General features: G+C 63.0%; 17 protein-coding genes, 1 tRNA gene and 1 pseudogene. 11 read left to right on the forward strand and 8 right to left on the reverse strand.

The window, feature by feature from the left end; translation table 11 throughout:
• Nucleotides 1–125: 125 nt before the first annotated feature.
• Nucleotides 126–956 (reverse strand): IS5 family transposase, encoded by an 831-nt coding sequence (locus tag E2L06_RS08405; RefSeq protein WP_138782522.1) that lies wholly within the window; start codon nt 954–956, stop codon nt 126–128.
• A 38-nt stretch (nt 957–994) separates the two neighbouring features.
• Here E2L06_RS08405 and E2L06_RS08410 point away from each other — a divergent pair, with 38 nt between their 5' ends.
• Together E2L06_RS08410 and gdhB are read left to right on the forward strand one after the other, a co-directional pair.
• Nucleotides 995–2,470 carry a methyl-accepting chemotaxis protein gene (locus tag E2L06_RS08410; protein ID WP_394348742.1) on the forward strand — a complete coding sequence of 492 codons (1,476 nt, stop codon included), beginning with the start codon at nt 995–997 and terminating at the stop codon, nt 2,468–2,470.
• A gap of 210 nt (nt 2,471–2,680) precedes the next feature.
• Nucleotides 2,681–3,707: pseudogene (gene gdhB, locus E2L06_RS08415) on the forward strand (glutamate dehydrogenase GdhB); the annotation flags it as partial.
• Nucleotides 3,708–3,913: 206 nt separating this feature from the next.
• Here gdhB and E2L06_RS08420 read toward each other — a convergent pair.
• Together E2L06_RS08420 and E2L06_RS08425 are read right to left on the reverse strand one after the other, a co-directional pair.
• Nucleotides 3,914–3,988 (reverse strand) — tRNA-Glu (locus E2L06_RS08420).
• Nucleotides 3,989–4,086: 98 nt separating this feature from the next.
• Nucleotides 4,087–5,283 carry a hypothetical protein gene (locus E2L06_RS08425; RefSeq protein WP_138780435.1) on the reverse strand — a complete coding sequence of 399 codons (1,197 nt, stop codon included), beginning with the start codon at nt 5,281–5,283 and terminating at the stop codon, nt 4,087–4,089.
• A gap of 177 nt (nt 5,284–5,460) precedes the next feature.
• Between E2L06_RS08425 and E2L06_RS08430 the strand changes: the two genes are divergently transcribed.
• Complete coding sequence (locus tag E2L06_RS08430; RefSeq protein ID WP_138780437.1) at nt 5,461–6,039, forward strand: MBL fold metallo-hydrolase; 579 nt, start codon at nt 5,461–5,463, stop codon at nt 6,037–6,039.
• A gap of 26 nt (nt 6,040–6,065) precedes the next feature.
• Here E2L06_RS08430 and E2L06_RS08435 read toward each other — a convergent pair whose 3' ends face one another.
• From E2L06_RS08435 to E2L06_RS08445, 3 genes are all read right to left on the reverse strand, one after another.
• The gene (locus E2L06_RS08435) at nt 6,066–6,896 is read right to left on the reverse strand and encodes an ATPase (protein ID WP_138780439.1); all 831 of its coding nucleotides are present in this window, start codon (nt 6,894–6,896) and stop codon (nt 6,066–6,068) included.
• Nucleotides 6,893–7,159, reverse strand: coding sequence for a DUF5827 family protein (locus E2L06_RS08440; RefSeq protein ID WP_138780441.1), 267 nt, complete (start codon nt 7,157–7,159; stop codon nt 6,893–6,895). The genes E2L06_RS08435 and E2L06_RS08440 overlap by 4 nt, the downstream gene beginning before the upstream one ends.
• Before the next feature lie 74 nt (nt 7,160–7,233).
• A complete protein-coding gene (locus tag E2L06_RS08445; RefSeq protein ID WP_138780444.1) occupies nt 7,234–8,361 on the reverse strand; it encodes an RNA ligase in 1,128 nt (375 codons plus the stop codon).
• A gap of 103 nt (nt 8,362–8,464) precedes the next feature.
• Here E2L06_RS08445 and E2L06_RS08450 point away from each other — a divergent pair, with 103 nt between their 5' ends.
• The gene (locus tag E2L06_RS08450; RefSeq protein ID WP_138780447.1) at nt 8,465–9,151 is read left to right on the forward strand and encodes an RNA ligase partner protein; all 687 of its coding nucleotides are present in this window, start codon (nt 8,465–8,467) and stop codon (nt 9,149–9,151) included.
• Between the two features lie 12 nt (nt 9,152–9,163).
• On the opposite strand, the gene E2L06_RS08455 is transcribed toward E2L06_RS08450, so the two are convergent.
• On the reverse strand, nt 9,164–10,036 hold the full coding sequence (locus tag E2L06_RS08455; protein ID WP_138780450.1) for a UbiA family prenyltransferase: 873 nt from the start codon (nt 10,034–10,036) through the stop codon (nt 9,164–9,166).
• A gap of 225 nt (nt 10,037–10,261) precedes the next feature.
• Here E2L06_RS08455 and sucC point away from each other — a divergent pair, with 225 nt between their 5' ends.
• From sucC to E2L06_RS21815, 3 genes are all read left to right on the forward strand, one after another.
• Nucleotides 10,262–11,413 (forward strand): ADP-forming succinate--CoA ligase subunit beta, encoded by a 1,152-nt coding sequence (gene sucC / locus E2L06_RS08460; RefSeq protein WP_138780452.1) that lies wholly within the window; start codon nt 10,262–10,264, stop codon nt 11,411–11,413.
• Entirely contained in the window at nt 11,410–12,282 is an 873-nt protein-coding gene (sucD, locus tag E2L06_RS08465) for a succinate--CoA ligase subunit alpha (RefSeq protein WP_138780454.1), read from the forward strand. Before sucC ends, sucD begins: the two co-directional genes overlap by 4 nt.
• Nucleotides 12,283–12,434: 152 nt before the next feature.
• Nucleotides 12,435–12,587: a hypothetical protein gene (locus tag E2L06_RS21815; protein WP_171052329.1), complete on the forward strand. Its 153-nt coding sequence runs from the start codon at nt 12,435–12,437 to the stop codon at nt 12,585–12,587.
• 46 nt (nt 12,588–12,633) lie between these two features.
• Here E2L06_RS21815 and E2L06_RS08470 read toward each other — a convergent pair whose 3' ends face one another.
• Complete coding sequence (locus E2L06_RS08470; RefSeq protein WP_212750767.1) at nt 12,634–13,638, reverse strand: hypothetical protein; 1,005 nt, start codon at nt 13,636–13,638, stop codon at nt 12,634–12,636.
• 274 nt (nt 13,639–13,912) lie between these two features.
• Here E2L06_RS08470 and rbcL point away from each other — a divergent pair, with 274 nt between their 5' ends.
• From rbcL to bioB, 4 genes are all read left to right on the forward strand, one after another.
• A complete protein-coding gene (gene rbcL / locus E2L06_RS08475; protein WP_138780456.1) occupies nt 13,913–15,163 on the forward strand; it encodes a type III ribulose-bisphosphate carboxylase in 1,251 nt (416 codons plus the stop codon).
• Nucleotides 15,164–15,286: 123 nt separating this feature from the next.
• Complete coding sequence (locus E2L06_RS08480; RefSeq protein ID WP_249361393.1) at nt 15,287–15,784, forward strand: hypothetical protein; 498 nt, start codon at nt 15,287–15,289, stop codon at nt 15,782–15,784.
• Between the two features lie 113 nt (nt 15,785–15,897).
• Nucleotides 15,898–17,424 carry an amidase gene (locus E2L06_RS08485; protein WP_138780458.1) on the forward strand — a complete coding sequence of 509 codons (1,527 nt, stop codon included), beginning with the start codon at nt 15,898–15,900 and terminating at the stop codon, nt 17,422–17,424.
• Between the two features lie 67 nt (nt 17,425–17,491).
• Nucleotides 17,492–18,598 (forward strand): biotin synthase BioB, encoded by a 1,107-nt coding sequence (gene bioB, locus E2L06_RS08490; RefSeq protein WP_138780460.1) that lies wholly within the window; start codon nt 17,492–17,494, stop codon nt 18,596–18,598.
• Nucleotides 18,599–18,622 lie beyond the last annotated feature (24 nt).

The following is an 18,622-nucleotide window of genomic DNA, read 5'->3' on the forward strand; positions in this document are numbered from 1 at the left end:
TGAGTGCTGATGGTCGCAGTATCGACGATCGTACTCGGGCTGATCGCTGCCGGAGCCGTCGTGATGCTCGGTTCGATTCTGTATACCCGGCGGCGGTCTTGTTTAGACGGTCGATATCATCTGAGTTAGGCCCTGAGAGATTGTTCGATGTTTCTCACGGCGGCCTTAAGGACGAGTTCTCGGAACTGTCCAAACCACGTTCTTGACTTAAGTGTTGAACCGAAACGTTTGCGCAGCGCGAAAAATATCGATTCTGCGATAGACCGTTGGTGGTAGGTTTCATCATCAATCCGAGCATTGTGTGCTGCATCGAGCGAGTAGAACTCACGATGCTTGATGACCGGTCTAATTCCCTCTTTTCGCAGCATGTGGCGGAGTTCGTCCCAGTCAAACCCTTTATCAGCGACGATAGTTTCCACGGTACTGAGATTTCTTTTCAGAACTTGCCACGCAATCTGCGTGTCGTGTGGTAGGTTCATCGAGCAGTGTACATCGAGAATAGCCCGCGTAGAACAGTCTACAAGAATAGTGGTTTTGACCGACTCAAACGTCCCTTTGACGCGCTTTGCGTAGTTGTGACTCGACGAGCGATGAGCGATACTAGTCGAGTCGATTGCCTGTACCTCTCCAGTATCGAATAGTTCCGCAGTCAGCTGCAACAGCATTCGCCAGACAGGCATCTTGAGATCTTGCTTTCGAGCACAAACGGTGGTGAAATCCGGTAGCTCGTCTGGCGAAAGACCAAGTTTAGCGACAATAGCAGGCATTTCCCGAAGCACATCTAACAGTTGTCGGTAGGAGTGATCGAGGTATTCTCGAAGGCCGTGAATCGCCACGATTACCCAATCAGCATAGCCATCTTTTCCTTTACTGAGGGGTTTTCTCGGATCGCTTCCGACAGCTTTTTGAGATAATTCGACGCATCGTTCGGTGAAGCGGGCCAGTTCGGAGTGCACATCCACCTGTGCTCGCTTCATTTCCCAGAAATCCAGACATAGAGGCAATATTACTAGCGTCTAAACACGGCCCCCGGCGGCTGTTCCTGCGACTAAACGAAGAGAGTTACCGACGACGGTGGCGGGGCCTTCTCGCATTGATGGTGTTTTTCCTGCTGGGCTACGTCGCCGCCCTGTGGATCGTCTTCGACGGCCAGGAACTCCTCTTTCAGGCGCTGACAGGGTTCGTCTTCCTGTTTGGGGCTGTGTTCGTCTTGCTCGTTGTCAACGTGGGACTGATGACGGTCAACGACCTGCAGGACAAAAACGAGTCCCTTCAGACGAAAATCGAAGAGGTCGACCAAGCACGTCAGGAGGCAGTCACGCTTCGTGAAGAAACCGACCAGCTCAACCAGCACCTAGAGCAGAAAGCCGACGAGTACGCGGCCGTCATGCAGGCGTGTGCGGCCGGTGATCTAACACAGCGGATGGACCCCGACAGCGAGAACGAAGCGATGGCCGAGATCGCACGCGAGTTCAACGACATGCTCGCCAAACTCGAGTCGACCACCGAGGACCTCATGTCGTTCGCACAGGACGTTGCTACCGCATTCGAGTCGGTGACCGCCAGTGCCGAAGAAGTGCACTCGGCCTCCGAACAGGTCTCCACGTCGATTCAGGAAATCGCCGATGGTGCCGACCAACAACACGAGTATCTCCGCTCGGTCACGCAGGAACTCGACTCGCTGTCGACGACGACCGAAGAGATCGCCGTCTCCTCGAACGAGGTCGCCGAGATCGCCGAACAGACCGTCGACACCGGCCAGGACGGCCAAGCAGCCGCAGAGACCGCGATCGCTGCGATGACCGAGATCGAAGCCGAGGCTGCCGACGCCGTCGCCGAGATGAACCGCCTCGAGAACGAGGTCCAGCAGATCGACGAACTGATCACGACGATCTCCGAGATCGCCCGCCAGACCAACATGCTGGCGCTGAACGCAAACATCGAGGTCTCCCGCTCTACGGGTGCGAACGGCGACGACGGGTTTTCCGCCGTCGCGACGGAAGTCAAAACGCTCTCCGAAGACGTCGCGGAAGCGGCCGAGGAGGCTGAGGCCCGCCTCGAGGCGATCCGCAACCGGACCGAGGACTCCGCCGCCGAGGTCGAGCGCACGAACGCCGATATCAAAGACGCCAGTGAGCAGGTCCAGGACGCCGTCGCCGCGCTCGCCGAGATCACCGATCTCGCAGAGGAGACCAACGTCGGGGTGCAAGAGATCTCGGCAGCCAGCGAAGCGCAGGCCGCCTCGACCCAGGAGGTCGCCGCGATGGTCGACGACGTCGCAGCGATCTCCGAATCGACGAGCACGGGTGCTGAAAGCGTCGCTGCTGCGGCCGAAGAACAGACCACAGCGCTGACCGAGGTTTCGACGAGTGCTGAACAGCTCAGCGACCAAGCGACACGGCTGTCACGGGCACTCCGCTATTTCGAAACTGACGCAGCCACTGCCAGCGCCTCGCCGGACGCCGCCTGATACTGCCAGCGACCACACGGATTCTATCGCGCGAATATCGGAAAACCGATGTTCCTCGAAGTGACCGCCTGAGCCGCGAATATGCAGGTATCGCGCCCTACCGAAATGATGGGTAGCATGCAGGTGTCCGATCAGTCCCAGTGGTTACGATAGCGGTTTGGCTACACCGGCCACGGTCGCCGACGGGGAATCGACCACCCCGTTCGTCGACGATATCATCCGGGAGTCACTCGCGAGGAGTGTATCGGCCTCTCGATGTGGATGACCTGGAAGTGTGCCGTGATGGACCTGCCGTTCGGCGGTGCGAAAGGCGGGATCGTCGTCGATCCCAAAGAGCTCAGCGAGGCGGAAAAGGAACGCCTTACGAGGCGATTCACGGACGAGCTCCGAGACACGATCGGGCCGAACAAGGACATTCCTGCACCCGACATGGGGACCGATTCCCAGACGATGTCCTGGATCATGGACGCCTACAGCATGCAAGAAGCGGAGACGCTCCCCGGCGTCGTGACTGGCAAGCCGCGTCATCGGCGGCAGTTACGGCCGCGAGGAGGCCCCGGGACGGAGCGTCGCACTCATCGCTCGCGAAGCTTGCGATTACTATGACTATCCGCTCGAGGAGACGACCGTCGCTGTTCAGGGGTTCGGAAGCGTCGGGGCGAACGCAGCCCGCTTGCTCGATGAGTGGGGCGCAACCGTCGTCGCGGTCAGTGACGTCAACGGAGCAGCCTACGATCCAGCAGGGCTCGATCCACATACGATCCCGTCACACGACGAGGAACCCGAGGCTGTTACCGACTACGCCGACGAGACGATCGGGAACGACGAACTGCTCACGTTGGACGTCGATCTTCTCATTCCGGAAGCGATCGGTGACGTGATTACCGAAGCCAACGCCGACAGTATTCAAGCCGATCTCATCGTCGAAGGTGCAAACGGCCCGACGACGTTCGCGGCGGATGCGATCCTGGCCGAACGCGACATTCCGGTTGTCCCGGACATCCTCGCCAATGCCGGCGGGGTCACCGTCTCCTACTTCGAGTGGCTCCAGGATATCAACCGACGCTCGTGGTCGCTCGAGGAAGTACAGGAACAACTCGACCAGGAAATGCTGTCCGCGTGGGAGGATGTCCGAGTCGAGGTCGAAAAGGGGGGTGTGACGTGGCGAGATGCAGCATCTATTGTTGCACTCTCGCGGTTGGTTGACGCCCACGCCAATCGCGGTCTCTGGCCCTGATCTCCTCGCCGCTCTGTATTAGTACTGTCCGCTGCAACCATCGCGGTTAGATGTACCCCTTCTATGCGAAGACAAATACAGGTGCGCCGAGACCGCTGACAGCAGACGGTCCTCCCGACCGATCACCGTGGTATGATGGGGATGGGGACACTGCTGCTGGTGAGATGAGTGTACGGGAAGCAATCACGAGAAAGCGTTGAGTAGAATGCTCCGACAGGGATTCGAACCCTGGTCATTGCCGTGAGAGGGCAATATGATTGGCCGGACTACACCATCGGAGCGGGCTTTGTCTTCACTCAATCGTAGAGCGGTGTTATGTTTAAGGATTCCGTTTCGATACCGGGGTGGGAAATCGTCGCATGAGAGTGACTGTCTGCTTTCACTCCTCGAACGGCGATTTCGTGGCTTCCGGCTCGAAGCCCTCGAGACTGATGATGTTTTCGCGGCCGACGCGGAGTTTACTGATGGTGCCGTCGTCTTCCATATCCGAGAGCAGCATGCTGACCTTGGATTTCGACCAGCCGGTTTCCTCGACGATGTTGACCTGTTTCATCCGGCCGCCGTTTTCGCGGATGAGTTTGACGACGCGGTCTTCGTCCGTCAGGAGTTCCTCGTCGGTGACTGTGTCAGTGTTCTCGACGGACTCGCCAGCCGTGTCGACGGTGGCTGGCGCAGGTTGGGTCGATTCGGCTGGTGGTTCCCCGGCAGCGGGTTCGTCAGCGCCGGGTCCGTACCGTCGATACCAGATCACGGCTGCGGCAGCGAGGCCGAGACCGAAGAGGGCCGCGAGGAGATACCAGCCGGGACCGCTGCCCATCGCCGTGATCAGTCCCGTGTCGGTACTCCCGGAACGGTCGAACACCACCCGGGGACGGCCGTCGATGAATTGGCGTTGTCCACTCCATTGAACGGACTCTGCATCCTCGAGCGAGTCCCCGGCGTACTGCCCGTCGGAGGGTTCGATCGATTGGAACGTGAGGTCGCCGCTGGCCTCGATGACGATCGTCTGATTCGCCGATTGGAGGAAGACATCTTCGAAGACGTCACCGACGACGATCCGGTCTGCTTCGACGGCTGCGAATCCCTCCCACGTGAACGACATTTCGACGACGCCCCTCGTGAACGGTTCTTCGATCTGCGCGGAACGACGGAAGTTTGTCGCTTCCATCTCCCGGCCGGTTTCTCGTTGCCCGGACTCGACCATCAGACGCGACTGATTGACAAATTGGTCGTAGGGGTCCGTCTCGTTGGCTTCGAATTCCTCGGCGAAGGCTTTGAAGTTCTCTTCGGCAGCGGTCTCGTTGTCTTCGTTTGCGAACACCTGTTCGTGCCGGAACGTCCACGTCGCGCTGCCGTTTTCGTGAACGGTGATCTCGAACGTCGTCTTGTCGAAGTTCGGGGTCTCCTGGACGGCGAACTGGCCGCCATCCGGTGGGGTCGCTATCGTCGAGGGCTGTGTCGCCGCGGCCGAAGAAGTGATCGGTCCAGTGTCGGCCACCGTGATCGGTGCGCTGACGCCGGCGACGAGCGTCAGGACGACGAGAACGACGAATCCGACGGAGGCCGACCGATTCATTCGTCTATCCACTACGTGTCGGAGCTAAAAATGCTTGTGAATAGCGAGACGGCTGGGAGAAACAGTCGATACTGGCCCGACACATGCGACGCGTGGCGTCTCGCTCGATTGCAGCAGTTCCCGCCACGCTCGACCTGTGTCGATACCCACAAATCGATCGACTGTGTAGCAGGGCCCATGATCTCGAATCTCGCACAGGGTGTGCAGGCGTTTACCAGCAACGTCTTTCTCGTTACCGGCGAGCGGCCCGTCCTCGTCGATACGGGTGCGAACTTCGACGTTGTCGCGGCCGTTTCCGAGCGCGTCGACGACCTCGAGGCCGTCATCCTGACCCATACGCACCGCGATCACGTCGGGAACCTCGAAGCAGTCAAAGACGCCTTCGGCGTCGATGCGTGGGGGTACGATACCACAGTCGACGGCGTCGACCACGCGATCGCCGACGAGGGGACGGTCCAGTTAGGCGACCACGACTACGTGGCGCTGCACACGCCCGGGCACAAAAACGACCACCTCTGCTTTTACTCGGCCAACGCGGGCGTGTTGTTCGCAGGTGATCTCGTCTTCCAGAACGGCAGTTTCGGCCGCACCGACCTCGAGGAAGGCGACCGCCCGACGCTGATCGAGAGCATCGATCGCGTGCTCGAGTGGATCGATCCCGACCTCGAAGAGATGCACACGGGCCACGGGCCGAGCGTGACCAACGATCCCTATGGCCACGTCGAACTCTCGGCGCAGATGGCTCGCCAGACTTAGACAACTCGGCCCGACGGAGAGTCCAGTCAGACGCGTCCGGCGGCGTCGAGGAACGAATCGTACGCGTCCGCGTACGCGTGAGCGGTTCGTGCAGGATCGCCCTGCTCGTCCCCGCCGAGTGGCGGCAACGAGACGCGCTCGAGCGGCTCGAGATAGTCGAGGACGTCGGGGACGCGCTTCTCGATGGCTCCGTCCCTGGGGCTCGAGCTGGCGATCTCGCAGGCTCGACAGTAGCGGTCGCCGTCGTAGACGCGGACGCGGCCGGGTTCGACGGCCGCGACGGCGGCGACCTGTGCTGGATTGAGCGACGACAGCGGCAGCGCGATGTCGCTATACGATTCGACGACGGCGATGTCCGTGTCCTCGATCTCGGTCGCCAGGCGGTCGAACGCCGGGACGTACTCCCGCTCGGCGAGGTCGTTGAACTCTGCGACGGTTTCGACGGGAACGGCATCGGAAAGGGGGAGCGCGTCGGCGACTGGATCCGGGATCTCGACGGTCGCGTTGCGGACGAACAGCGCATCGTCGGGATCACGGCCGATTCGGTCGGCGACGAACTCGCGGTCGTTTCGGCCGAGTAGGCCGCTGCCGCCGCCGGGGCTGGGCTGCCAGAGCCGGTGGACGGGATTAAGTCGCTCGGGCGGTCGGCCACGGCCGTCGGCCGCCGAGAGCCGTGCTGCGTCCTTGCCGTAGAGTCGGCCGTCGGCGAGCGCGCGTCGGCAGTCGTCGTGATCGAACCAGAAGTCGTTGCCGGCGCGGGGTTTGTAGCCGACTGCGCCGGTGCGCTCGAGCAGGCCGGCCGAAAACGTGGTCTTGCCGGCGTCGACACGGTCGGCACCGACCACGAGGAGGATCATTCTTTCAGGCCGTAGTAGCCGGGTTCGTCCTCGTCGCGGGGTTCGGCAACCACGAGGTCGTCGGCGTTGGTCATGACCCATGGAATCGCCCAGTCGAGCAGGATATCCTCGGTCTCGCGGTCGATATCGGCGTCGGGCTCGAGACCCTGGAGCAGTCGCGCGATCTCGTAGACGGTGTACATCTGGTCGTCCTCGAGCAACTCAGCCGGTGTGTAGAAGTCACACGGCGGGAGGTTCTCGAACTCGGATTTGGGAACGGGCATATACGTTCGTTCCGGCGGCCGGTGCCTAAAGGGTTCGTTCGCGCCCGAGCGAGAGCGTCGATGGAACCGTCATGTCACTCGGTTCGCGTGCCGCCCTCGAGATAGTAGGTGATGCGGTCCCGGCTGGATTCGGCCACCTTGACGAACTCGACGACGCGCTGGCCGTCCTCGCGCCGGTCGGCCTCGATCTCGAGCGTCATCGACTGGTCGTGTAGATGGTCGAACAGCGCGTCGATCGAGCCGACGTCGCCTCTGACCGTATGTCGGTGGCCGATCGTCTCGCCGTCGTCGACGTCCTGGATGGCCTCAACCATCGGAACAAGGATCGACTCCCCGAGATCGTGTGCGCGCGCCTGTAGTCGATCCTCGTCCTCGTCGAACTCGGCGGCCTGAAACGCTTCCCGGATGAGTCGCGAGAAGACGAAATCCCGGCCGTGGTCGAACGGCAGCGAGAACGCGTAGGCGAGTTCGCCGTGGTGTTGGGCTTCGGTCGTGTATTTGACCATCGCGTCTCCGGTCTCGGATTTCATCACGACGCCTTCCCGACCTGCCGCGTCGAGTTCGGCGATGGTGTCGCGGACCAGCTCGGCGGCGGATTCCGGCGGTGCCCGTCCGAACAGTCGCGGCTGGTTGAAGTCGTACGTCTCACAGATCGCGCGGCGATCGGCTACGGACAGCGGGTCGCCCGACTCGCGGTCACGAACGCCGAAGACGCGGAAGTCGTGGGTGTCGACCCCCTCGTAGTCGGTGGCCGTGTAGGGTGTCTCCGGCCCGATGAGTTCGGCACAGAGGACCTGTTCCGGATACTCGTCGAAAAACGCCTCGAGCGAGAGCAGCTTGCGCGCCCGCGCGGTCGTGTACGGACAGACGTAGCCGCTTCTGGTAAACGCAAGCGGCTCGCCGATGTCGGCGAGCCGGACGTTGAACCCGTCGAGTTTCTCCTCGACGACGACGGTCTCGTGGTCCTCGAAAAACGACTGAACGCCCGGCTCGAGCACGAGCAGTCGTGGGATGCTCGGATACCCTCTGACGACGGCGTCGGCGTCCTCGACGATGACGGTCCCGCGCTCGAGGCCGTGGCGCGCGTCCGACAGGACGTGGTAGGTCCGACCGTCGAACGACCGCTGCTCGAAGTGCTCGAAGAGGTCAGCCGACTCGTCGGTCGTCGCTCCGAGCCGCTCGAGGTACTCGTCGCGGTCCATACATCGATGCTCACCGCTGACCGCCAAAAACATCGGGCCGGCCCCCGCTCGGTTCGTCGAAACCGGGGTGAGGCCTATGTAGCTCACCGTCCAATCGAGACGTATGTCCGGCGACCTCCCGCGCCAGCGGTTCGTCCTCGACACCTCGCTGTTCATCACCGAGGAGATCCGCCGCGACGACGAGTCGCTCGAGGCGGCCGTGCTCCGCCTGCTCGATCTCGTGTCGACCGCACGCCTCGAGCTCAACATCTCCTGTTACGTGCCGCCGTCGATCCACGACGAACTGGGGACGATGTTGCGCGAGCGCGACGTCGACGACGCCGTGTTCTCGCGACTCGATACCTGGGTCGTCCGCAAGAGCCCCGACCGCTACGGCGTCACGATCCCCGCGAACGTCGTCTACAACTTCATCGACGAGATGAGCGACCGGGTCGACCGCGGCCTGCGGGTCTCCGAAGAGGCAATCCGCGAGGTCGAACAGCTCGATCCGGAAGACCTCACGCGAGATGCCGACGACGGCGAGCGGGAGGCCTACATGACCGAAGCCGATCGCGTCCTGTCGAATCTGCGTGACAAGTATCGTCGCGCGCTCCGGCAGGGCGTCCTCGACTCCCGCGAGGATTTCGACTTACTCATTCTCGCACGCGAACTCGACGCCGGCGTCGTCACGGAGGATCGAGGCATCATCTCGTGGGCCGACGAGTTCGGCCTGCGGTACGTCCGCGGCGGCCAGTTCCCGACGCTGCTCGAGGAGTACCTGCGCGCGACCGGGGCCACGGACGACGTGTGATCGGCCACCACGTCACCAGACGAGCCACTCGAGTGCGAGCACGACCGCGGCGAGGAAGACGTGTTCGCCGTCGACGACGAACCCGTAGTACAGCGGGCCGCGGTCGGGGGTCGCAAACGGGATGTATGCGCAAACGTAGGCGTTCATCGCGAGCACGGCGAGGAATCGTCGCGGGATCGCCCCCGTCACCACGAGGGCGACGACCACTGTGGCGACGGCAATGGTCGCGACCAGCGACCAGACGCGCGTCGCGTGCGGGCCGAACTGGTTCGGGACCGTCGGGATGTCCTCCTCGCGGTCGCCCTCGATGTCTTTGACGTCGAAGATCACCGCGGCGATTGTGATCATGACCGTCACGTAGGCGAACATGAACAGGATCGAAAGCGAGCCGACGCTGCCGTAGTAGTAGCCGACGCCGAGCGGGAGCGCACCCCAGGCGAGCCCGACGAAGAGGTTCTTCACGAGGAAGATCTGTTTGACGCCGCCGACGGAATAGAGCAGCGCAACCGCAAGCGGGAGCAGGAGGTACGCCGCTCCCGAAAGCCCGAGCGCGACGGCGATCCCGATCGCGGCGACGTAGAGTACGATCCCGGCCGCCAACCAAACGCGGCCGTACCGCTTCGTAAACGCCGCGCGATCCGGGACGTTCTGTTCGTCTTCCTCGAGATCGGTAAAGCGGTTGACGGTGTAGACGAACATCGTGGCCGCGAAGACGATAAACAGTGGCAGGGCCTCGAGTGGCAGGTCCGCGAGGACGGCGGTGGTAACGACCACGCTGAGCGTTGCCAGCGAGATAAAGAGGTTGCTGTGGACCAGAAACCGGAGCACGGTCGTTATCGACGACACCCACCCCGAGGGTCGATGAGTTGCGGTAGGGTTTGTCACGGGGGAGCCCCGAGTGGCCCTAGGGGAAGCCGAACTTTGAATGCTGTGACAGACCGGCCCATATCGGCACCGGCTCGTTTGCGGGCCGGACTGCGTAGATGGCACGCGCAGCCGATCGTGGATGGTAAATCGTGAACGATCTACGGGAAGAGCCCCCGAATGCGTGTCAGTAGCGAGCGGAAACTGGCAGGATTTAAGCAAGGGCGGAACGGCCCTTCGAATGGTATGAAATTACACGAGTACCAGGCGAAGCAGGTCTTCGCCGATGCCGGGGTACCGACGCCGGACTCGCAGCTCGCGTCCGACGTCGATGGCGTCGTCACCGCGGCCGAGGAGATCGGCTATCCAGTCGCGGTCAAGGCGCAGGTACAGGTTGGCGGTCGGGGGAAAGCCGGCGGGATCAAACTCGTCGAAGACGATGACGAAGCCCGCGAGGCAGCCGAGTCCATTCTCGGAATGGACCTCAAAGGCTACCACGTGGACCGCGTCCTCGTCGAGGAAGCGGTCGACTTCACCGACGAACTCTACGTCGGGATCACGATGGACCGCGGCGAGGGCAAGCCCGTCGCGATGGTCTCGACCAAAGGTGGCGTCAACATCGAGGAGGTCGCCGAGGAAGACCCCGACGCGATCGCCCGCGAACACATCGATCCCGCCTTCGGGATGCATCCCTACCAGGCCCGCAAGGCCGTCTACGACGCCGGTGTCGACCAGTCGGTCGCCCGTGACGTCTCGAGCGTGCTCACCACGCTCTACCAGCTCTGGGACGACAAGGACGGCGCCGACGCCGAGATCAACCCGCTGATGGTTACCTCCGACGACGAGGTCATCGCGGCCGACGCCGTGATGAACATCGACGAGGACGCGCTGTTCCGCCAGCCCGAACTCGCCGAGATGGAAGAGGAAGCCGCCGGCGGCGACGAACTCGAGCAGAAAGCCGACGAGTACGGCTTCGACTACGTCCGGCTCGAGGGTAACACAGGGATCATCGGCAACGGTGCCGGTCTTGTGATGACGACGCTGGACCTCGTCGACTACTACGGCGGCGAGCCCGCGAACTTCCTTGACGTCGGTGGCGGTGCGAAAGCCGACCGAATTGCGAACGCACTCGACATGGTCTTCTCCGACGACAACGTCGAGAGCGTCGTCTTCAACATCTTCGGCGGCATCACCCGCGGTGACGAGGTCGCCAAAGGGATCAACGAAGCACTCGAGCAGTTCGACGAGATCCCCAAGCCGGTCGTCGTGCGTCTGGCCGGTACCAACTGGGAGGAAGGCATGGAAATTCTCAACGAGGACCTCGTGACGGTCGAACAGACCCTCGAGGACGCAGTCCAGCGTGCTGTCGAGTACGCTGAGGAGGTGAACGACCAATGAGCGTACTAGTCGACGACGACACGCGCGTCGTGGTACAGGGCATCACCGGTGGGGAAGGCAAGTTCCACACCGAACAGATGATGGAGTACGGCACCAACGTCGTTGCCGGTGCAGTCCCCGGCAAAGGCGGCCAGGAAGTTAGTGGCGTGCCGGTCTACGACACGGTTCACGAAGCGGTCGAGGAGGAAAACGCCGACACCTCGGTCATCTTCGTCCCGCCGGCCTTTGCCGGCGACGCCATCTTCGAATCGCTCGACTCCGGACTCGACCTCGCGGTCGCGATCACGGAAGGCATCCCGACTCAGGACATGGCGCGGGTCAACAAGCGCCTGACCGAGACCGACACGCGGCTCATCGGGCCGAACTGTCCCGGCCTCATCACCCCCGGCGAGGCCAAACTGGGCATTCTTCCCGGCAACATCTTCTCCGAGGGGAACGTCGGTCTCGTCTCCCGCTCGGGCACCCTGACCTACCAGGTCGTCGACAACCTGACCAACCGTGGCATCGGGCAGACCACCGCTATCGGCATCGGCGGCGACCCGATCATCGGCACCAACTTCGTCGACGCCCTCGAGCTGTTCGAGAACGACCCCGACACCGACGCGATCGTTATGTGCGGTGAGATCGGTGGCGAAGACGAAGAGGAAGCCGCCGCGTTCATCGACGAGAACGTCGACACGCCGGTCGCCGGCTTCATCGCCGGCCGCACCGCGCCGCCGGGCAAGCGCATGGGCCACGCCGGTGCGATCGTCTCCGGCTCCGGTACTGGTACCGCCGAGAGCAAGATCTCGGCGCTCAACGACGCCGGCGTCCCGGTTGGCGACACCCCCGAGGAAGTCGCCGACCACATCGAAGAGTTCCTCAACTAACGCAGTCGAGGGGCGTTCGAGACGGCTCTGACTGACGTCTTTCATTTCTCTCGGATCGATGGCGCCGGGATGCGTCCGTTCACCGGTGTGGCGACTGTGACCCGGCGCTCGCTCGCAGCAGGATCATAGACGGATTTCTGGTACTGACAGGTATGCCTGCGTGGCTCGAGTGTGACAACTGCGGAGACGAACATACGATCCCGGACCGGGCCGACACACCCGGCGGCGGCACGTGTTGTCCCGAGTGCGGCAAGCACCCGTATACGGTTCGAAGAGAGGGGCTCGCGTGGCACCCGGATCCGTAAGCGAGCAGATGGAAAGGGGAGACGCTCGACTGGGTGGGCGCAGTTCCTAGAGCAGTCCGCCCAACGTTTTGCGGAGTTTCGAGAGCGGGCCAGTCGCGTCGTCTGTGTGATCCGATTCGGCCGCTGTGTCGTCGTCCGTCGACGGTTCGGGCGCGGCGGCGTCATCCCCGAGTTCGGGTGCTTGGTCGACAGCGTCGTCTTCGTCGGCGTCGATGGTGTCGTCTTTGTCACCCTCGATGTCTTCGTCCTCGGCGATGTCGTCACTCGAGTCGATATCAGCGAGTTCGTCCTCACCGGATTCGTCCTCGACAGTGTCGTCACTCGAGTCGATATCAGCGAGTTCGTCCTCACCGGATTCGTCCTCGACAGTGTCGTCGCTCGAGACTGATCGCTCCGGAGGACTGTCGTCCGCCTCGGTGTCAGGCATCGATGGCGAGGACGCAGTCTGTGGCTCGTCAGCAGGCGCGTCTGTCGTGTCGGGAGTAGAGGGTGTCGCAGCGTCGTCAGTGGGGACTGTACTGTCACCGGCGGTTTCAGTGTCGCTTTCGCTCGAGGAGGGAGAGTCGTCAGTGTCACTCGCGGCCGACTCGTCCGGCTCGCGTTCGTCGTCCGCGTCGGAGTCGCTGTCCGGCTCGTGTTCTTCCTCATCGTCCGTGTCGGGATCGATCCAGAGGAACTCACCGTCGTCGTCCGTCGAACGGCCGGTAAGCAGGAGGTCGGCGACCTCGTCGTCGGCGGCCAGCAGGTCCGCATCGACCGGCGTATCGGGCTCGGGGTCGGGTTCGTCGGCGCTCGCGATGATGTCGTCCGGGCTCTCGTCCGCGAGAATGGCATCGGTACCGTCCTCGTCGCCAACGTCGGTCCGAAGCTGGTCGAAGACGGCAGCAGCCGTTTGTTCGTCGTCGACGGTCGCGTCGTCTCCGTCGACGGTTTCGGCCTGCGTGTCGTCTCCCGACTCGACCTCCGATTCGATCTCCCCGAACAGGTCGGCGCTCGAGCCCACGTCGAACCCGGCGTCGCCCCCCTGTGTGTCTATCGTACTATCTGTCATGCGCTCGCTCTATGGTAGTGGATTATCACGAGACTTTAACTTTTGGAATTTTTTCAGTCCAGTCAAACTACATCGGTGACGTATTAGTCTACTGGCCGTCAGCCGGGGATGGCGGGAGCGAAGGTTGACAAACGCCCAGTCGAACGGTAACGAAGCAGTCGATCCAGCGAATCGAGTTTCACACACCGGGATTGGAGAGCGGGCCGATCGATACCGGCCACCTGACGATCGGCACAAGTCCTATTAGTCGACGCGGTGAATGCGATCCGGTACCATGACTGGGATCGAATACGACGACTTTCTGGACCTCGGGTACGAGCCAGCGACGACGGACCTGACCTGTGAGTTTACCATCGAACCGGCCGCGGACATGTCGATGGAGGCGGCGGCGAGCCGGGTCGCCTCCGAGTCCTCGAACGGTACCTGGGCAGCACTCCACGTCGACGAAGACGAACTGACGGATCTCGGTGCGGTGGCCTGCGAGATCGACGGCAACGCAATCACCGTCGCCTATCCCGATGCATTGTTCGAGGCCGGCAGCATGCCCCAGATCCTCTCGTGTATCGCGGGGAACATCCTGGGGATGAAAGCCGTCGACTCGATCCGGCTCGAGGACTGCCACTGGCCGGACTCGATCGTCAGTGGCTTTCCGGGCCCGCAGTTCGGCACGAGCGTCGCCCGCGAAAAACTCGATGCCGGCGAGCGACCGGTACTGGCGACGGTCCCGAAACCGAAGGTCGGCCTCTCGACTGCAGCCCATGCCGACATCGGTGAGGAGGCTTGGCGCGGCGGCATCGACCTACTGAAAGACGACGAGAACCTCACTGATCAGGAGTTCAATCCCTTCGAGGACCGCCTGGCGGAGAGCCTCGCGGCTCGCGACCGTGCACAAGAGGCGACGGGCGAACGCAAGGACTACCTCGTGAACGTGACCGCAGAAACCACTGAAATGTTAGACCGCGTCGATCTCGTGGCCGAACACGGCGGTGGTTTCGTCATGATCGACGTGATCACCTGCGGCTGGGCAGCCGTCCAGAGCGTCCGCGAGCGCTGCGAGGACCACGGTCTGGCGATTCACGCCCATCGTGCGATGCACGCCGCCTTCGACCGGCTCGAGCACCACGGCGTCTCGATGCGGGTCATCGCCCAGATCGCCCGGCTCTGTGGCGTCGATCACATCCACACCGGCACTGCTGGACTCGGCAAACTCGCAAACGAAGACACGCCCGGGATCAACGCCTGGCTTACGGGCGAGTGTCACGGACTGAAGCCAGTGCTGCCGGTTGCGTCCGGCGGACTTCATCCCGGTGTCGTCGACCAACTCCTCGAGGCGCTTGGCACCGACATCATCGTCCAGGCCGGTGGCGGCGTCCACGGCCACCCCGACGGGACCCACGCAGGCGCGAAAGCCCTCCGGCAGTCCGTCGACGCGTCGATGGCGGGCGAGTCGCTCGCGGACTACGCCGACGACCACCCGGAACTGGCGACAGCCCTCGAGAAGTGGGGGGCAGAGACGCCACGGTGATGCCGTCGAGATCGGTCGCCGCGAGCAGAACGCCCTCGCTGCCGTGGCCGGTAACACTCACGTAACTAGACATTCTTCTAGAATTCAGATAAATACATATAAATCTAGCTGAGAGATACAGTAATGGCGTATAGACAGTCACGTCGTGGTGGCAGTCCGTCGTCAACGAAAGTCCTCACCACAGTGACGACTGCCCTGATCGCCGGGGCGGCGCTCGGTGGCGTGTTACACGCGACCGGCAGTCTTCGGTCGGTGGCCGACATCTACGGACTCGAGGGGGTGGTAAACGAGTGGACGCTGGTCTTCTGTCACAGCCTCGTCGCAGGCGGGCCGTTCGTCGCGCTCGTCACCTGGCTTTCGCGAGGCCGATACGTCCCGCGCCCGCTCGCCGAGAGCTACCGAAGTCCGTTTCTCGGTGCCTGTGTGGGCCTTGCATACGGTGTCGTCCTCTGGGTAACTGTCGTCGCCTACGGTGGCCCGTTCGCGCTCGGACTCATCACGGGAGTTGCGTATCCGGTCCCCATGCACCACTGGGAGAGTTTCGTCGGCCTGTCGACGTTCGGGACCGTCTTCGGCGCGTGGTACCCCCTGCTCCGGGCGTTCTTCGCCGAGCGGCACTGACCGCGGTCGGCGATAGAACTGGTTTCCGCCTCTCGGCGGGGGCTCCGATCGACCCTCGAGCGTCGCCGTTCCGGCGAACTTTTTTGTTCATTGTTATCGACCACCATGATCGTATGTCGGAATCGCCACCAAACGTTCAGCCGCCGACGCCGGCGGAGATCCGCGAGTACGCACGACGCCATCACATCGACCTGACCGATCAGGAGGTCTCGGACTTCGAGGCCGCCATCACCGAGACGTTGCTGGGCTACGAGCGATTGGATCGGCTTCCGGACTATCGACCGCGCGTCGAGTACACGGACCGCGACCCCGGCTACCGGCCGGGGCCCGACGAAGACCCGCTCAACGCCTTCGTTACGAAGTGCCAAGTAAAGGGCGCGGACGACGGACCGCTCGCGGGCTACGAGGTCGGGCTCAAAGACAACGTCAATCTGGCCGGCGTCGAGCTGACGCTCGGCTCGAAGCTCTTCGAAGGATACGTTCCGTCAACGGACGCGACGATCGTGACGCGGCTGCTCGACGCCGGCGCGACCATCACTGGCAAGTTGAATATGGAGGATATGGCGTTTTCCGGGAGCGGCGAACTCTCAGCGACCGGACCGGTATTGAATCCTGTCGATTCGGACTACATCGCGGGCGGGTCGTCGTCGGGATCGGCAGCTGCCGTCGGTAACGGCGATGTGGATATGGCTATCGGCGGCGATCAGGGCGGTTCGATTCGGATCCCCGCCGCGTGGAGCGGGGTCGTCGGCCACAAACCCACACACAGTCTGGTTCCGTACACCGGGATCGCCGGGCTCGGCCGCTCGTTCGACCACGCCGGGCCGATCTGTTCGACCGTCGAAGACTGCGCGCGAGTGCTGAACGTGATCGCCGGAGAGGACGGCCTCGACCCTCGCCAGGGAGCCGTGCCGACCGACGACTACCGCGGGGCGCTTTCGGACGATCCATCGAATGTGACTGTCGGCGTCCTCGAGGAGGGGTTCGACCGCGAGACCGGTGAGCCGGGCGTCGACGACACCGTTCGCGACGCACTCGCCGCGTTCGAGGACGCCGGCGCGACGGTGACGGAGGTCTCCGTGCCGATGCACCTCGATGGGCTTACCGTCTGGAACGCCATCGCACTTGAGGAGACGGCCGCGACGGTCGATAGTGAGGGCGTTGGCCACTACGGGAAGGGCTTTTACGATACACAACTGGCCGACGCGTTCGGGCGAGCACGGCGGTCGGACGCTGACGACTACATTACGACGTTGAAACTCACGCTTGTCCTCGGAGAGTACCTCGCGGACGAGTACCACGGCCACTACTACGCGAAAGCGCAGAATCTCAGCCGAAAACTGGCCGAGGAGTACGACGACGCGCTCGCGGACGTCGACGTCCTCGCGATGCCGACGACGCCACAGACCGCCCACGCGGTCGACGAGTCGATCTCGCGCCTCGAGGCGATCGACCGTGCGCTCAACATGCTCCACAACACGGCTCCGTTCGACGTAACCGGCCATCCGGCGACGTCGGTGCCAGCCGGAACGGCGGACGGACTACCAGTCGGACTCATGCTGATCGGGGAACGCTTCGACGACGCAACGGTGCTCTCGAGTGCGCACGCGTTCGAGCAGGGTGTCGACACCGACCTGTGAGCGGCGGACGATCACGAGATCGTGACCGTCCAAAAACATTATATACTCGTTAACCGCCATTCTGAGTGTGGTTTACGAGACTGGAAACGAGACGGTCGACGACGCACTCGAGCGGGTCGTGGCCAGCGAGCGACTCGACCGGACCGACGGGTTAGCGCTGATGGCCCAGCCGGTCGACGTCCTCGCCGAAGCCGGTGCGGCCGTGCGCGATCACTTCGGTGATGGCACGGTCGATGCCTGCTCGATCGTCAACGCGAAAGCGGGCAACTGCGCCGAGGACTGTGGGTTCTGTGCGCAGTCGGTCCACTTCGACACCGGCATCGACACCTACGGCTTCCTCGGCCCGAAGAAGGTCCTCGAGGCCGCGAAACGCGCCGAACGTGACGGTGCCCAGCGCTTCGGGATCGTCGTCGCGGAGAAAGGCGTCTCGAAGGAACACCGGCCCGAGGAGTGGGCGGAGGTCATCGAGTCGATCCGCCTCGTGCGCGACGAGTGTGATCTCGAGGTCGACGCCTCCCTTGGCATTCTCACCGAGGAGGAGGCTGCGATCCTCGCCGAGGAGGGGATCAACCACTACAATCACAACATCGAAACCTCGCCGAACTACTTCCCCGAGATCGTCGACACCCACAGCTTCGAAGATCGGGTGAAGACCCTCGAGGTCGCCAAGGAGGCCGGCATGGACCTCTGTGCGGGCGTCATCCTCGGGATGGGCGAGACCCCGACCGATCGCGTCGAGGCCGCTATCGCGCTGCAGGACATCGGCATCTCCTCGCTGCCGGTCAACGTCCTCAACCCGGTCGAGGGAACGCCACTGTACGAGCAGGGTGTCGGCATCTCGACCGAAGAGATCGTGAAGACGGTCGCGGTGTACAAACTCCTGCATCCCGAGTCGCGGGTCCGCCTGACCGGCGGCCGCGAGGTCAACCTCGCCCCCGACGAGCAGCACCTGCCGCTGGAAGCCGGCGCGGACGGCCTGCTCACCGGCGACTACCTCACGACAGAGGGCCAGTCACCCGGCGAGGATATCGAGATCATCGAGCGCGCGGGGCTCGAGCCCAACCGGGAGACCAACGAGTTCGACCCCGAGGAAGTGAAGGCCCGCCACAGCGACGCCGCGGAGTCGTCGACCGAGACAGCAGCACGAACAGGCGCAGAACCGAGCGACGACTGATTCAAGACACGATTTATCACGATA

This window comes from Haloterrigena sp. H1 (assembly GCF_005938085.1).
Classification (GTDB): Archaea; Halobacteriota; Halobacteria; order Halobacteriales; family Natrialbaceae; genus Natrinema.